The sequence below is a fragment of the Mesorhizobium sp. M7A.F.Ca.ET.027.02.1.1 genome (assembly GCF_004022985.1).
Classification (GTDB): Bacteria; Pseudomonadota; Alphaproteobacteria; order Rhizobiales; family Rhizobiaceae; genus Mesorhizobium.
Genome location: NZ_RZOL01000029.1, coordinates 15,255 through 30,062, shown reverse-complemented (window position 1 = coordinate 30,062; position 14,808 = coordinate 15,255). Strand labels below are relative to the sequence as shown.

12 protein-coding genes are annotated in these 14,808 nt (G+C 64.4%); 11 read left to right on the top strand and 1 reads right to left on the bottom strand.

Features of this window, described 5'->3' with window-relative positions:
- The 3 genes from EN749_RS05810 to EN749_RS05800 all read left to right on the top strand — a co-directional run.
- Positions 1-515 (top strand): DUF1028 domain-containing protein (locus tag EN749_RS05810; protein ID WP_145990882.1); only part of this gene is annotated, 515 nt, incomplete at its 5' end.
- Positions 516-536: 21 nt separating this feature from the next.
- Positions 537-2,027: an aldehyde dehydrogenase gene (locus EN749_RS05805; protein WP_127809685.1), complete on the top strand. Its 1,491-nt coding sequence runs from the start codon at positions 537-539 to the stop codon at positions 2,025-2,027.
- A gap of 151 nt (positions 2,028-2,178) precedes the next feature.
- Positions 2,179-3,135 (top strand): LysR family transcriptional regulator, encoded by a 957-nt coding sequence (locus EN749_RS05800; protein ID WP_127267113.1) that lies wholly within the window; start codon positions 2,179-2,181, stop codon positions 3,133-3,135.
- A 6-nt stretch (positions 3,136-3,141) separates the two neighbouring features.
- On the opposite strand, the gene argE is transcribed toward EN749_RS05800, so the two are convergent.
- Entirely contained in the window at positions 3,142-4,302 is a 1,161-nt protein-coding gene (argE, locus tag EN749_RS05795) for an acetylornithine deacetylase (RefSeq protein WP_128362722.1), read from the bottom strand.
- A 275-nt stretch (positions 4,303-4,577) separates the two neighbouring features.
- Between argE and EN749_RS05790 the strand changes: the two genes are divergently transcribed.
- The 8 genes from EN749_RS05790 to nirD all read left to right on the top strand — a co-directional run bounded on the left by EN749_RS05790 (position 4,578) and on the right by nirD (position 14,806).
- The gene (locus EN749_RS05790; RefSeq protein WP_127809687.1) at positions 4,578-6,647 is read left to right on the top strand and encodes an NAD(P)-binding protein; all 2,070 of its coding nucleotides are present in this window, start codon (positions 4,578-4,580) and stop codon (positions 6,645-6,647) included.
- Positions 6,648-6,729: 82 nt separating this feature from the next.
- The gene (locus EN749_RS05785) at positions 6,730-7,332 is read left to right on the top strand and encodes an ANTAR domain-containing response regulator (protein ID WP_127809688.1); all 603 of its coding nucleotides are present in this window, start codon (positions 6,730-6,732) and stop codon (positions 7,330-7,332) included.
- 2 nt (positions 7,333-7,334) lie between these two features.
- Positions 7,335-8,573 (top strand): CmpA/NrtA family ABC transporter substrate-binding protein, encoded by a 1,239-nt coding sequence (locus EN749_RS05780; protein WP_164873963.1) that lies wholly within the window; start codon positions 7,335-7,337, stop codon positions 8,571-8,573.
- Positions 8,574-8,929: 356 nt separating this feature from the next.
- On the top strand, positions 8,930-10,246 hold the full coding sequence (locus EN749_RS05775) for a CmpA/NrtA family ABC transporter substrate-binding protein (RefSeq protein ID WP_127396611.1): 1,317 nt from the start codon (positions 8,930-8,932) through the stop codon (positions 10,244-10,246).
- 70 nt (positions 10,247-10,316) lie between these two features.
- Positions 10,317-11,207, top strand: coding sequence for a nitrate ABC transporter permease (gene ntrB, locus EN749_RS05770; protein WP_127326483.1), 891 nt, complete (start codon positions 10,317-10,319; stop codon positions 11,205-11,207).
- A gap of 11 nt (positions 11,208-11,218) precedes the next feature.
- Positions 11,219-12,016: an ABC transporter ATP-binding protein gene (locus tag EN749_RS05765; protein WP_127396612.1), complete on the top strand. Its 798-nt coding sequence runs from the start codon at positions 11,219-11,221 to the stop codon at positions 12,014-12,016.
- Positions 12,017-12,020: 4 nt separating this feature from the next.
- Positions 12,021-14,471: a nitrite reductase large subunit NirB gene (gene nirB, locus EN749_RS05760; protein ID WP_128362721.1), complete on the top strand. Its 2,451-nt coding sequence runs from the start codon at positions 12,021-12,023 to the stop codon at positions 14,469-14,471.
- Between the two features lie 5 nt (positions 14,472-14,476).
- Positions 14,477-14,806, top strand: a complete 330-nt coding sequence (gene nirD, locus EN749_RS05755; protein ID WP_127398695.1) for a nitrite reductase small subunit NirD — start codon at positions 14,477-14,479, stop codon at positions 14,804-14,806.
- Positions 14,807-14,808 lie beyond the last annotated feature (2 nt).

Genomic DNA, 14,808 nt, shown 5'->3' with positions numbered 1-14,808 from the left:
GTCTCGAATTGCTGGCGCGCGGTGCGTCGGCGGCAGAGGCGATTGTCATATTGAAGCGCACCGGTGCCTATCCCGAATACCGGCAGGTGCTGGCTGTCGATGCCGCCGGGACGACCGCTATCCACTCAGGGCCCAAGGCGCTTGGCATCTGGGCGGAGGCGCGTGCGGACAATGTCGCCTGCGGCGGCAACATGCTGGCCCATGACGGCGTTCCGCAAGCCATGGTCGAGGCGTTCCTGGCGTCGGAAGGGCATCTCGGCGACCGCCTCATCGCGACCATGCGCGCCGCGCTGAAAGCGGGCGGCGAGGCCGGCCCGGTCCATTCGGCTGGCATGAAGCTGGTGCGCGAGGTGGCGTGGCCAGTCGCCGATCTGCGCTGCGACTGGACCGACGACTGCCCGATCGAGCAACTGGCGACGCTGTGGGAACTCTACAAACCGCAGCTCGATGCCTATGTGACCCGCGCGATAAACCCATCCGATGCGCCGAGCTACGGCGTGCCGGGCGACGAATAGTCAAGACAGGGGTCACCTGCGATGAGCGAACTCAGTCACAAGGACTGGATCGGCAAGGCGTCCGCGATCCGTTTTCGCGACAAGGCGTTCATCGACGGCAAGACGGTCGCAGCGCGTTCGGGCCGGACTTTTGCCAGCGTCAATCCGGCAACAGGCGAGGTGCTGGCCGAAGTGGCGTCCTGCGGTGAGGAAGACATCGATCTGGCGGTTGCCGCAGCGCGGCGCAGTTTCAACGCCGGCGTCTGGTCGCGGACCAGCCCGGCGCACCGTAAGGAGGTGCTGCTGCGGCTGGCGCAATTGCTGCGCGAAAACCTGCATGACCTGGCTCTGCTGGAATCGCTCGACATGGGCAAACTGGTCAGGGATGCGGCCGCGGTCGACGTTCCCGGCTCGGCAGCGATCTTCCAATGGTATGGCGAGGCCATCGACAAGATCTATGGCGAAGTGGCGCCGACCGGCGAAGGCGATCTGGTGCTGGTGCGGCGCGAACCGCTTGGCGTGGTCGGCGCGGTGGTACCGTGGAATTTCCCGCTCGACATGGCGACCTGGAAATGCGCGCCGGCACTGGCGGCAGGCAATTCGGTGGTGCTGAAACCCGCCGAGCAGTCGCCCTTGTCGGCCCTGCTTCTGGCGGAACTGGCAATGGAAGCGGGCCTGCCTGCAGGCGTGCTCAATGTCGTGCCCGGCCTTGGCGAAACCGCCGGCCAGGCGCTTGGCCGTCACATGGATGTGGACTGCCTTGCCTTCACCGGTTCGACTGCCGTCGGTAAGCTGTTCCTGCAATATTCCGGTCAGTCGAACATGAAGCAGGTCTGGTTGGAAACCGGCGGCAAGAGCCCGAACCTCATCTTTGCCGATTGCGGCGATCTCGGCGCGGCAGCCGATATGGCGGCCTTCGGCATCTTCTTCAACCAGGGCGAGGTCTGTTCGGCCAATTCACGCGTGCTCGTCCAGCGCGGCATCAAGGATGCCCTGGTGGAGAAACTGGTGCAGCGTGCGGCGGCCACGCAGCCCGGCGATCCGCTCGATCCGGCTTCGAAAATGGGCGCGATGGTCGATGCCCGCCACGCGGCCAATGTCATGCGGTTCGTCGAGGCCGGCAAGAAAACCGCGCGCCTGGTCGCGGGCGGCGACCTGGTCACGGTCAATGGGCGCGGCAGCTTTGTCCAGCCGACCATCTTCGACGATGTCGCACCTGCCGATCCGATTGCTCGCGACGAGATCTTCGGGCCGGTGCTTTCGGTCATCGCCTTCGACGACGAGGCCGACGCGATCCGCATCGCCAATGACAGCCCTTATGGGCTGGCCGCATCGCTCTGGACCGACAGCCTGTCGCGCGCGCATCGTATCGCCGGCCGGCTGCATGCCGGCACGGTTTCCGTCAACACGGTCGACGCGCTGAGCCCGATGACGCCGTTCGGCGGTTTCAAGCAATCCGGCTTCGGCCGCGACCTGTCGCTGCATGCGCTCGACAAATACACCGCGCTCAAAACGACATGGATCAAATACTGATGGGCGCCTAAAGCGCATCGCGATTGAACGGATTCAAGCGATGCGCTTTAGGCTTTTGCTCTATGCATGTCATTTGCGCAAAACCGGGGCCACTTTTGCGCGACATGCATTAGGCTTGATCGAAGCCCTCAAACCAGCAACATAGCCAGCCATGCCGCTACGCTTCACGCTCAGACAGCTGGAATATTTCGTCGCCGTGGGCGAAGCCGGCTCCATCGCCAAGGCGGCCGAACAGGTCAATGTGTCGCCGCCGTCGATTTCGGCCTCCATCGCACAACTGGAAACCGAGTTCGGCGTCCAGCTTTTTGTCCGCAAGCATTCGCACGGCCTGTCGCTGACAGCCGGCGGCCGCATCTTCCTCAAGGAAGCCGCAAGGCTGCTCAACGATGCCGACGCCTTGCATGACGTCGCCGGCGATTTTGCCGAAAAGGTGCGCGGCCCGCTGGCGGTGGGATGTCTGCTGACGTTCGCGCAGATCGTGCTGCCGGCGCTGCGCATGCGGTTCGAGCGTGCCTATCCCGATGTGCGGGTGCGCCAGTTCGAGCGCAATCAGGGGCAATTGCTCGAGATGCTGCAGCGCGGTGAAATCGACCTTGCCTTGACCTACGATCTCGAACTGTCGCAGGACATGACCTTCGAGCCGCTGATGCTGGTGCCGGCGTACGTCATGCTGCCGGCGGGGCATCGCTTCGCGGCAAAGGCGTCGATCACGACGGAGGAGCTGGCCGACGAGCCGATGGTGCTGCTCGACCTGCCGTTCAGCCGCGAATATTTTCTGTCGGCATTCCACCAGCGGGGAATCCGCCCCAACATTGCCGAGCGTACCGGCGACATCGCCGTCATGCGTTCCATGGTGGCCAACGGCTTCGGCTACGGCATCGCCAATATGCGGCCGCTCAACACGCTGGCGCCGGACGGCAAGCCGCTGGTCTTCGTGCCGCTGGACGGCGATCTGCGGCCGCTGACCATGGGCGTCGCCTTGCCCAGTTCCGAACACCGCACGCAAACCGTCCAGGCGTTCATCGACCACTGCCGGCATTTCGTCGTCGAGCAAGGCGTGTTCGGCGCCGAGCGGGCTGTCGGCCAGGCAGCACTTCCACAGAAGTAGCCCCGGTTAAGCCAACTGCTGGTCGGCAAGCCGCTGCAGCAATTTTTCCAGCATGCCATCGCAACGGCGCATCTGCTCGACGCTGACGAACTCATCCGGCTTGTGTCCCTGCGCCATCGATCCCGGTCCGCACACGACCGTCGGCGTGCCGAGATCGCGGCTGAACAGGCCGCCCTCCGTGCCGTAGGCAACCTTGATGGTGTTGTTGGCGCCGGTCAGCGATTTGATGAAAGCGACGGCTTGCGAACTGGCCGGCGTGTCCAGGCCGGGATAGGTGTTGGTGATGTCGATGTCGATTGCCGCCTCAGGCGCGATAGCCGAGGCTTCGGTGGAAATGCGCGCGGCCTCCACGCGCAGGCGCTCGAGAATCTCATGCGGGTCGTCGGCCGCGACATTGCGGATCTCGAAGTCGACCTGGCAGAGGTTCGGCACGATGTTCAGCGCCACGCCGGCGTTGATCTTGCCGACATGGACGGTTGTGTAGGCAATGTCGTAGTCGCCGTCGCGGGCGCCATCGCGCACCAGCCGGTCCTGCTCGCGGCGCAAGGCGGCGACGAAGTCGCAGCCGAGATGGATGGCGTTGAGCGCCAACGGGGCTAGCGCCGAATGGCCCTCGCGTCCCTTGCAAAGCGCGCGTGCGGCAAGCTTGCCCTTGTGGCCCGTCGCCACCTGCATGTCGGTGGGCTCGCCCACGATGCACAGCAAGGGCCGCTGCGGGGCCGCTTGCAGCATGTCGATCAGACTGCGCACACCAATGCAGCCGATCTCCTCGTCGTAGGAGAGTGCCAAATGCAACGGCGTCTTCAGCGTCATTTTCGCGGCCTTGAGGCACGTGGCGAGCGCGCAGGCGACGAAGCCCTTCATGTCGGCCGCGCCGCGTCCGTAAAGCTTGCCGTCGCGGTTGGTCATCTCGAAGGGCGGCAGCGTCCAGGCCTGGCCGTCGACCGGAACGACTTCGGTGTGGCCGGACAGCATGATGCCGGAAGCATCAGTCGGTCCGATGGTGGCAAACAAATTGGCTTTATGGCCGTCCTCGCTGCGGATGATCTGGCAAGCAATGCCATGCGCCTCCAGCAGCTCCGCCACATAACCGATGAGGACGAGGTTCGAGTCGCGGCTCACCGTCGGGAAGGCGATCAGCTTTTCTAGGATCTGGATGCTGTCCATGCGTTTATGTCTCGTTGGCCGTGGGCGCTATCTAACATCGCGCAGCGGCGGCCTTGAAGTCGCATTTGGCTCAGCCGAAATTCAGCGGATGCTAATCCGGGTGAACGCGATTAGGCGCGGCCTAACCGGCACAGAAGAAATCTGTTGTTTTCCGGCGCTTGCCGCAACTTATGAATGGTCTCACGGCATCAACCCACTGGGCTGGCCGGCTTGCGCCTTGGCTCGAACCATGATCGGGCAAGTTGCAAGGCTGAGCTGGCAGGAAGGCACGTTCCATGCGCGATCCGCGCTACGACATTCTGTTCGAGCCCGTGAAGATCGGTCCGGTGACCGCCAAGAACCGCTTCTATCAGGTGCCGCATTGCAATGGCGGGGGCTATCGCGATCCTTCGGCCGCGGCCGAGATGCGCCGCATCAAGTCGGAAGGCGGCTGGGGCGTCATCTTCACCGAGCAGACCGAGATGCACCACACATCGGAGATCACGCCCTTCATCGAGCTCAGGCTGTGGGACGACGCCGATATCCCGGCGCTGGCGAAGATGGCAGAGGCCATGCACCAGCATGGCGCGCTGGCCGGCATCCAGCTGGCCTATTCGGGCATCAACGGTCCCAACCTCTACACCAAGGAGGTACCGCGCGGACCCTCGGCCCTGCCGATCCGAACCTTCACCAACGATCCGGTCCAAGCGCGCGCCATGGACAAGCAGGATATACGCGACCTGCGCCGCTGGCACCGCAATGCCTTCAAACGGGCCAGGCTGGCGGGCTTCGATCTGGTCTGCCTCTACGGCGCGCATGGCTTCGGCATCATCCAGCACTTCCTGTCCACCGCCACCAACCAGCGCAGCGACGAATATGGGGGCTCGCTGGAGAACCGCTCGCGGTTGATGCGTGAGCTGATCGAAGAGGGCAGGGACGCCATCGGCGACACGTGCGGCCTGACGCTGCGGCTGTCGCTGGACGAGATGATCGGCGAGCTCGGCTTTGCCAATTCCGAAGTGCGCGACATGATCGAGATGCATGCCGATCTGCCCGACCTCTGGGACCTGGCGCATGGCGCCTGGGAGGACTGCTCGGGGCCGTCGCGGTTCAAGGAGGAGGGCGCGCAGGAGAGCCTGGTGTCCGGAATCAAGACACTGACCTCCAAGCCGGTCGTCGGTGTCGGCCGCTTCACCTCGCCGGATGTGATGGTGAAGATGATCAAGTCCGGCACGCTGGACTTCATTGGCTGCGCGCGGCCGTCGATCGCTGATCCCTTCCTGCCGAAGAAGGTGGAAGAGGGGCGGATCGAGGACATTCGCGAATGCATCGGCTGCAACATCTGCATCACCGGCGACATGACCATGTCGATCTCGCGCTGCACGCAGAACCCGACCTTCATGGAGGAGTGGCGCAAGGGTTGGCATCCCGAACGCATGCAGGCCAAGGGCGACAGCGACAGCGTGCTGATCGTCGGAGCCGGCCCCGCCGGGCTGGAAGCCGCCAGGGCACTCGGCCTGCGCGGCTACCAGGTGGCCATCGCCGAAGCCGGAACCGAACTCGGCGGCCGCGTGGCGCGCGAGTGCCGCTTGCCTGGTCTCTCGGCATGGGGGCGTGTGCGCGACTACCGCCAGTACCAGATCAGCCAGATGTCCAATGTCGACGTCTATTTCGAAAGCCGGCTGTCGGCCGAGGAAATCCTCGCCTTCGGCTTCCAGAACATTGCCATCGCCACCGGCTCGACATGGCGCCGCGATGGCGTGGCGCGCGCGCATGTCGTGCCGATGCCGGCGGACCGGGCCATGCCGGTCTACACGCCGGACGATTTGATGGGCGGCAATGTGCCGACCGGAACTGTCGTGCTGTTCGACGACGATCACTATTACATGGGCGGCGTTCTGGCCGAGCTGATGGCGCGCCAGGGCGCGAGGGTGACGCTGGTGACACCGTCGGCCTATGTGTCCGACTGGACCCGCAACACGCTGGAGCAGGGCGCCATCCACCGCCGGCTGGCCGAACTCGGCGTCGATATCGTGCTGAACCGGACCGTGACCCGCATCGTGGCGGGTGGGGTTGTCACTGCGTGCGCCTATACGGGCGCCCGAAGCGACATTGCCGCGGACGCCGTGGTGCTGGTGACGTCGCGCCAACAGGACGACGGCGTCTGGCGCGAGTTGAAGGCGCGGCGGGACGAATGGGCCGATAGCGGCATCCGCTCGATCAAGGTCATCGGCGACGCCGAAGCGCCGGGTCCGATCGCCTGGGCAACCTATGCCGGCCACCGCTTTGCGCGCGAGCTGGATGAAGCCGATATCGGCGACGCACTGCCCTTCCGCCGCGAGGTCACGGCGCTGGCGGTGGATTAGGCGCCTGCGGCGCGGTCAGCGAATATTGGGTTGTTCAACCATACTGCATTGCACAATTCCTTCGCTTGGTCACAATGCAGGCATGGTTCGAACCGCACTCGCCGTCCTGGTGATCGATGAAAACCGCATCCGCGCCGCGATCATCGAGGCGGGGTTGCGCGAGGCCGGCCATGAGCGAGTCACCGTCATTCATGACGTGACCGGCATTGCGCGGCGGATCGCCGAGGTCGAGCCCGACGTCATCGTCATCGATCTCGAGAATCCGAACCGGGACATGCTGGAAAACATGTTCCAGCTGTCGCGCGCCGTGAAACGGCCGATCGCCATGTTCGTCGACCGCTCCGACCAGGCCTCGATCGAGGCGGCGGTCGATGCCGGTGTTTCGGCCTATGTCGTCGACGGTCTGCGGCAAGAGCGCGTCAAGCCGATCCTCGACATGGCGGTCAGCCGTTTCAACGCTTTTTCGCGCATGGCGCGCGAACTGGAAGAGGTTCGCGGCGAACTCGAGAGCCGCAAGGTGATCGACCGCGCCAAGGGCATCCTGATGAAGTCGCGCGGCCTCTCCGAAGAGGCCGCCTACACGCTGCTGCGCAAGACGGCGATGAACCAGAACCGCAAGATCGGCGACATCGCCCAGAGCCTGGTGACTGCCGCCGGGCTGCTCGGACCGGCGGAGGATGAATGAGCATGGGCGCCGCGCACCAGATCACCGCCGGTTTCATGCCGCTTTTCGACAGCGCCGTGCTGGTCGCGGCCGGGGAGCTTGGCTTTGCCGCACGAGAAGGCATCGACCTCACCCTACACCGCGAGACGTCCTGGGCCAACATCCGCGACCGCATCGCCATCGGTCACTTTCATCTCGCGCATATGCTGGGACCGATGCCGCTCGCCTGCAATCTCGGGCTGACGCCACTCGCTTCGGAAACCATCGTGCCGTTCTCGCTCGGGCTCGGCGGCAATTGCGTCACCGTCTCCAACACCGTCTGGGCCGGAATGGTGGCGCACGGCGCCGAAGCCGATCTTGATCCGGCGCGCGCCGGTGCGGCGTTGCGCGCGCTCATTCGCGAGCGCGCTGCGGCCGGTGGCGACCCGCTGCGCTTCGCCGTGGTGCATCCGCATTCCGGGCACAATTACGAACTCCGCTACTGGCTCGCCGCCTGCGGCATCGATCCGGGGCGCGAAATCGAGATCGTCATCGTGCCGCCGCCCTTCATGGCGGATGCGCTGGCCACCGGCCGCATCGACGGGTACTGCGCAGGCGAACCTTGGAACAGTGCTGCGGTTGCCGCCGGCACCGGGCATATCGTCACCGTCAAGGCGCGGATATGGCGTAACAGCCCGGAGAAGGTGATCGGCGTGCGCAAGGCGTGGGCAGACGAAAACCCCGAGGCACTGGCGGCGCTGCTGCGTGCGCTGCATCACTCGGCGCGCTGGTGCCAGGATCCGGCCAACCGTGGCGAATTGGCAGCTGTGATGGCGCAGGCCGGCTTTCTCGGCCTGCCGCCGGCCGTGCAGATGCCGATCCTGACCGGTCATCTCCGACTGGGCGGCGGCGCGGAGCGGACCATCGACGACTTCTTCCTCCCGTTCGACAAGGCAGCGAACTTTCCATGGAAGAGCCATGCGCTGTGGTTCTACACGCAGATGGTGCGCTGGGGGCACGTGGCGCACACGCCGGAAAACCTTGCCATCGCCCGCAACTGCTACCGGCCCGACCTCTACCGTTCGGCTCTGAAGCCGCTTGGTGTGGCGCTTCCCGGCGCCAATTCGAAAGTCGAGGGTGCGCTCCAAGTTGCCACCGCAGTCGGCGCGACAGGCGCCGGCCTTGTGCTCGGTCCGGACGGTTTCTTCGACGGCCAGATCTTCGATCCGGACGAGGTCGACGCGTACATTACCGGCCAGAAATCGGCTCGCGCGGAAGCCTGATCATTTCCGCGTCATTCTTGTGCATTGCACAAAAATTGTGCGCGCGATTGCCCGAATGAACAATCTTTGGCCTTCCGGCTATACGACCCGGTGCGTCCGCGATCGGCGCGGGTTGCTGATTTAATTGATCTTTTTCACCTCTCTCAAAACTGGCACGGTTCCTGCTTTGAAATAGACAGGCCCTTCGCGGGTCACGGAACAGGCGTCCAACGACGGGCGCCACAGGCAAAGCTGCCGCTCAGGTTAATGCGCGCTCCCGGTCACCCGGACGCGAAGACCTGGCTGGCGGCTTTTTTGTTTTGATCAACACGCAATCGACGACGCGGATCCCAAGCCGCGCCCAACCGGAGACGACGATGACGAAACGGATCAGGACTGGAACGACCCTCAAGGACATGACGCGCCGCGATTTTCTCGTCAGCAGCGCGATGACGGCCGGCCTGTTCGTGGCGGCCCGCAAGCTCTTCCCTTCCGGCGCCTATGCTGCGACCGCCACTCCGGAGGTCACCGGGGCCAAGCTCGGCTTCATTGCCCTCACCGATGCGGCACCGCTGATGATCGCCAAGGAGAAGGGGCTGTTCGCCAAGTTCGGCATGCCCGATGTCGAGGTGCTCAAGCAGGCCTCCTGGGGTGCGACACGCGACAATCTGATGCTCGGCGGCGCGGCCAACGGCATCGACGGCGCCCATATCCTGACGCCGCTGCCTTACCTCATGCACACGGGCAAGGTGACGCAGAACAACCAGCCGATGCCGATGGCGATCGTGGCGCGGCTCAACTACGACTGCCAAGGCATTTCGGTCGCCCAGGAATATGCCGGCACCGGTGTCGGTCTCGACGCCTCGAAGCTGAAAGACGCTTTTGCCGCCAAGAAAGCGGCTGGCAAGGAAATCAAGGCCGCCATGACCTTCCCGGGCGGCACGCATGATTTGTGGCTGCGCTACTGGCTGGCGGCCGGTGGCATCGATCCCGACAAAGACGTCTCGACCATCGTCGTGCCGCCGCCGCAGATGGTGGCCAACATGAAGGTCGGCAACATGGACGTGTTCTGCGTCGGCGAGCCGTGGAACGAGCAGCTCGTCCATCAGGGCGTCGGCTTCACCGCCGCCACGACGGGCGAATTGTGGAAGGGCCATCCGGAAAAGGCGCTCGGCCTGCGTGCCGAATTCATCGAGAAAAACCCGAACGCCACCAAGGCGATCCTGATGGCCGTCATGGAAGCCCAGCAATGGTGCGAGGCCAGCGACAACAAGGACGAGATGGCCGCCATCATCGGCAAGCGGCAATGGATGAACGTGCCCGTCGCCGACATCATCGGCCGCCTCAAGGGCGACATCAACTACGGCAATGGCCGCGTCGCCAACGGCACCGATCTTTCCATGAAGTTCTGGAAGGGCGGCGTCTCCTATCCGTTCAAGAGCCACGATACGTGGTTCCTCGCCGAGAACATCCGTTGGGGCAAGTTCGCGCCGACCACCGACATCAAGGCGCTGGTCGATCAGGTCAACCGCGAGGATCTGTGGCGCGAGGCGGCCAAGGATCTCGGCGTTGCGGCTGCCGACGTTCCGGCGTCGTCGTCGCGCGGCGTCGAGACCTTCTTCGACGGCAAGATCTTCGATCCGGCCAACCCGTCCGCCTATCTCGATAGCCTGAAGATCAAGGCATCGGCCTGAACCCCTGCGCAAACGGCGCATTGCGCCGTTTGTCGCTCGAATTATCTGCCCCACGGAGTTTTCCCCAGACATGTCGATCCAGACTATCGAGGACACCAAGGTGAAGGCCTTTCCTGCCAAGCCGGCGGAGGTCATCGCCTTCACTGCCAAGGCACGGCGTCGCTTCGAGCCGCTAGCCATCGCCGGCAAACTGGCAAGCGCGCTGGTGCCGCCCATCATCGTGATCGCGCTGATGCTGGTCGTCTGGCAGATCGCCTGTTCGTCGCCGACATCAAGCCTGCCGCCGCCGACCCAGGTGTGGAACGAGGCCTACGATTTGATCGCGCATCCGTTCTTCGACAATGGCCCGCAGGATATCGGTCTGGCATGGCGCGTGCTGATCTCGCTGCAGCGTGTTGCCATCGGCTTCGGCCTGGCGGCGGTGGTCGGCGTCGCGCTCGGCGCGCTGGTCGGCCAGTCGATCTGGGCGATGCGCGGCCTCGACCCAGTGTTCCAGATCCTGCGCACGGTGCCGCCGCTGGCCTGGCTGCCGCTGTCGCTGGCGGCGTTCCGCGATTCCAGCCCGTCGGCGATCTTCGTCATCTTCATCACGTCGATCTGGCCAATCATCATCAACACTGCGGTTGGCGTGCGTAACATCCCAGAGGATTATCGCAACGTCTCGCGCATCCTGCGGCTCAACCAGTTCGAGTTCTTCGTGAAGATCATGGTGCCGGCCGCCGCGCCTTACATCTTTACCGGCCTGAGGATCGGCATCGGCCTGTCCTGGCTTGCCATCGTCGCCGCCGAAATGCTGACCGGCGGCGTCGGCATCGGCTTCTTCATCTGGGACGCGTGGAACTCGTCGCGGCTGCCCGACATCATCGTCGCGCTCGCCTATATCGGCGTCACCGGCTTCTGCCTCGACCGTCTGGTCGCGGCGGTCGGCGCCTTCGTCACCCGCGGCACAACGGCAAAGTGAGGAGAGGGGCGATGACGGCCTATCTGAAGCTCGACCATATCGACAAATCCTTCACGCGTGGTGCCCAGGTCAGCGAGGTGTTGAAGGACATCAGGCTGACCATCGACAACGGCGAATTCGTCTCCATCATCGGCCATTCCGGCTGTGGCAAGTCGACCTTGCTCAATCTGATCGCCGGGCTGACCAAGGTGTCCGCCGGCGCCGTGCTGCTCGAGGACAAGGAGGTCGACAGCCCAGGACCGGAACGCGCCGTGGTGTTCCAGAACCACAGCCTTTTGCCGTGGCTGACCGTCTACGAAAACATCAATCTGGCGGTGTCGAAGGTCTTCGGTCGTTCGAAGAGCAAGGCCGAGCGGCATGACTGGATCATGCGCAATCTTGACCTCGTGCAGATGGCGCATGCCAAGGATAAACGCCCGGCAGAAATATCGGGCGGCATGAAGCAGCGCGTCGGCATCGCCCGGGCGCTGGCCATGGAGCCGAAGATCCTGCTGCTCGACGAGCCGTTCGGCGCGCTCGATGCGCTGACGCGCGCCCATCTGCAGGACGCGGTGATGGACATCCACTCCAGGCTCGGCTCGACGACGATCATGATCACCCACGATGTCGACGAGGCGGTGCTGCTTTCCGACCGCATCGTCATGATGACCAATGGCCCGGCGGCAACCATCGGCGAAGTGCTTCCCGTGCCGCTGGCGCGGCCGCGCCGGCGCGTCGAACTCTCTTCCGACCGGACCTTCCTGCGCTGCCGCGAGGCGGTGCTGAAGTTCCTCTACGAACGCCACCGCTTCGTCGAAGCCGCGGAGTAGCACCATGAGCGAAAGACTTGTCATCATCGGCAATGGCATGGCCCCCGGGCGCATGCTCGAGCACCTGCTGGAACAGGCGCCGGGCCGCTACACCGTCACCATCTTCAACGCCGAGCCGCGCGTCAATTACGACCGCATCATGCTGTCGCCGGTTCTGTCGGGCGAGAAAGCCTATGAGGAGATCATCATCCACGGCGACGGCTGGTACATCGCCAACAACATCACCCTCTACAAGGGCCACAAGATCGTCACCATCGACCGGTCAGCGAAGACCGTCACGTCGGATCATGGCGTCACCGAACCCTACGACAAGCTCGTCATCGCCACCGGCTCGGTGCCGTTCATCATTCCGGTGCCGGGCCATGATCTGCCGGGCGTGCTGACCTATCGCGACCTCGACGATGTGCAGGCGATGATGCTCGCCGCCCAGTCGCGGGCCAAGGCGGTGGTCATCGGCGGCGGCCTGCTCGGGCTGGAGGCGGCAGCAGGGCTGAACGCGCAAGGCATGGACGTCACCGTGCTGCATGTCATGCCGACGCTGATGGAGCGCCAGCTCGATCCCGCGGCCGGCTATCTGCTGCAGCGTGCCGTGGAGCAGCGCGGCATCAAGGTGATCACCAAGGCTAACACACAGGCGATCACAGGCAACGGCAAGGTCGGGCAGGTGGAGCTTGCTGACGGCACCATTATCCCAGCAACGCTTGTGGTGATGGCCGTCGGCATCAGGCCGAATTCGGCGCTAGCGAAACAGGCCGGCATCGCAGTCAACAGGGGCATCGTCGTCGACGCCGGAATGCGCAGCAACGATCCCGACATTTACGCGCTCGGCGAATGTGCCGAGGTCAACGGCCAGGTCTATGGCCTCGTCGCGCCGCTCTACGAGATGGCGCGCGTTACAGCCAGCCAGCTTGCCGGCAACGAAGCGGCGGCCTTCGTCCATATGGACACGCCGACCAAGCTCAAGGTCACCGGCATCGACCTGTTCTCGCTCGGCGACTTCGCCGAGGGCGAGGACCGCCAGGAGATCGTGCTGCGCGATGCGGCCGCCGGCGTCTACAAGCGCCTTGTCCTGAAGGACGACCGCATCATCGGTACTGTGCTCTATGGCGAGACGGCTGATGGAGCCTGGTTCAACGACCTCAAGAAGAAGCAGACCGATATTTCCGAAATGCGCGACACGCTCATCTTCGGCCAGTCCTACCAGGGGGGTGCCCCGCTGGACCCTATGGCGGCCGTTGCAGCCTTGCCGGATGATGCGGAAATCTGCGGCTGCAACGGCGTTTGCAAGGGAAAGATCACTGGCGCGATTACGGGGAAGGGCCTGACCTCGCTCGACGACGTGCGCGCCCACACCAAGGCGTCAGCCTCCTGCGGCTCCTGCACCGGGCTGGTCGAGAAGCTGATGGTGCTGACCATCGGCGACAAATACAATCCGGCGGCGGTGCAGCCGATGTGCGGCTGCACGACGCTCGGCCATGACGAGGTGCGCCGGCTGATCATCGCCAAGGGCCTGAAGACCATTCCCGCCGTCATGCAGGAACTGGAGTGGACGACCTCCTGCGGCTGCGCCAAATGCCGGCCGGCGCTCAACTATTATCTCGTCTGCGACTGGCCGGACGACTACGCCGACGACTACCAGTCGCGCTTCATCAACGAGCGCGTACACGCCAACATCCAGAAGGACGGCACCTATTCGGTGGTGCCGCGCATGTGGGGCGGCGTCACCAACGCGGCAGAGCTGCGCGCCATCGCCGACGTCGTCGACAAGTTCGAAATCCCGATGGTCAAGGTCACCGGCGGCCAGCGCATCGACATGCTCGGCATCCGCAAGGAAGACCTGCCGGCGGTATGGGCCGATCTCGGCCAGGCCGGCTTCGTCTCCGGCCACGCCTATGCCAAGGGGTTGCGCACGGTGAAGACCTGCGTCGGCTCGGACTGGTGCCGCTTCGGCACGCAGGATTCGACGGGCTTCGGCGTCCGCATCGAAAAATTCATGTGGGGCTCGTGGACGCCGGCCAAGGTCAAGATGGCCGTGTCGGGCTGTCCGCGCAACTGCGCCGAAGCGACCTGCAAGGATGTTGGCGTCATCTGCGTCGACTCCGGCTACGAAATCCATTTTGCCGGGGCGGCCGGGCTCGACATCAAGGGCACCGAGGTGCTCGGCCTGGTCAAGACCGAGGATGAGGCGCTGGAGCATATCGTGGCGCTGACGCAGATGTATCGCGAGCAGGGTCGCTATCTCGAGCGCATCTACAAATGGGCCAAACGCATCGGCATCCCCGAGATCAAGCGTCAGATCATGGACGATGGCGAGAAGCGCAAGGCTTATTACGACCGCTTCGTCTTCAGCCAGAAATTCGCCCAGGTCGATCCGTGGTCGGAACGCGTTTCCGGCAAGGACAAGCACGAATTCCGGCCGATGGCCTCTGTCGGGTTTGCGCAGGCGGCGGAGTGACAATCATGAACTGGATCGCCATCGGCTCCATCGCCGACATCCCCCGCCGCGGCGCGCGCTGCGTCGCCACCCCGGAAGGCAAGATCGCCGTCTTCCGCACCGCCGACGATCAGGTCTACGCCATCGACGACCATTGCCCGCACAGAGGCGGGCCGCTCAGCCAGGGCATCGTGCACGGGACGTCGGTGACCTGTCCCTTACACAATTGGGTGATTTCGCTGGAGACGGGCAAGGCGCTCGGCGCCGACGAGGGCGCGGTGCGCACCATTCCGGTGCGGGTCGAAGGCGAGCATCTGTTCATTGCGCTGGAAGCGCTGGCCAGCCGCGCGGCCTGACC

Coding starts and splice junctions, on each gene's coding strand:
- EN749_RS05805 (WP_127809685.1), top strand. CDS start 537: ATGAGCGAACTCAGTCACAAGGACTGGATCGGCAAGGCGTCCGCGATC.
- EN749_RS05800 (WP_127267113.1), top strand. CDS start 2,179: ATGCCGCTACGCTTCACGCTCAGACAGCTGGAATATTTCGTCGCCGTG.
- argE (WP_128362722.1), bottom strand. CDS start 4,302: ATGGACAGCATCCAGATCCTAGAAAAGCTGATCGCCTTCCCGACGGTG.
- EN749_RS05790 (WP_127809687.1), top strand. CDS start 4,578: ATGCGCGATCCGCGCTACGACATTCTGTTCGAGCCCGTGAAGATCGGT.
- EN749_RS05785 (WP_127809688.1), top strand. CDS start 6,730: ATGGTTCGAACCGCACTCGCCGTCCTGGTGATCGATGAAAACCGCATC.
- EN749_RS05780 (WP_164873963.1), top strand. CDS start 7,335: ATGGGCGCCGCGCACCAGATCACCGCCGGTTTCATGCCGCTTTTCGAC.
- EN749_RS05775 (WP_127396611.1), top strand. CDS start 8,930: ATGACGAAACGGATCAGGACTGGAACGACCCTCAAGGACATGACGCGC.
- ntrB (WP_127326483.1), top strand. CDS start 10,317: ATGTCGATCCAGACTATCGAGGACACCAAGGTGAAGGCCTTTCCTGCC.
- EN749_RS05765 (WP_127396612.1), top strand. CDS start 11,219: ATGACGGCCTATCTGAAGCTCGACCATATCGACAAATCCTTCACGCGT.
- nirB (WP_128362721.1), top strand. CDS start 12,021: ATGAGCGAAAGACTTGTCATCATCGGCAATGGCATGGCCCCCGGGCGC.
- nirD (WP_127398695.1), top strand. CDS start 14,477: ATGAACTGGATCGCCATCGGCTCCATCGCCGACATCCCCCGCCGCGGC.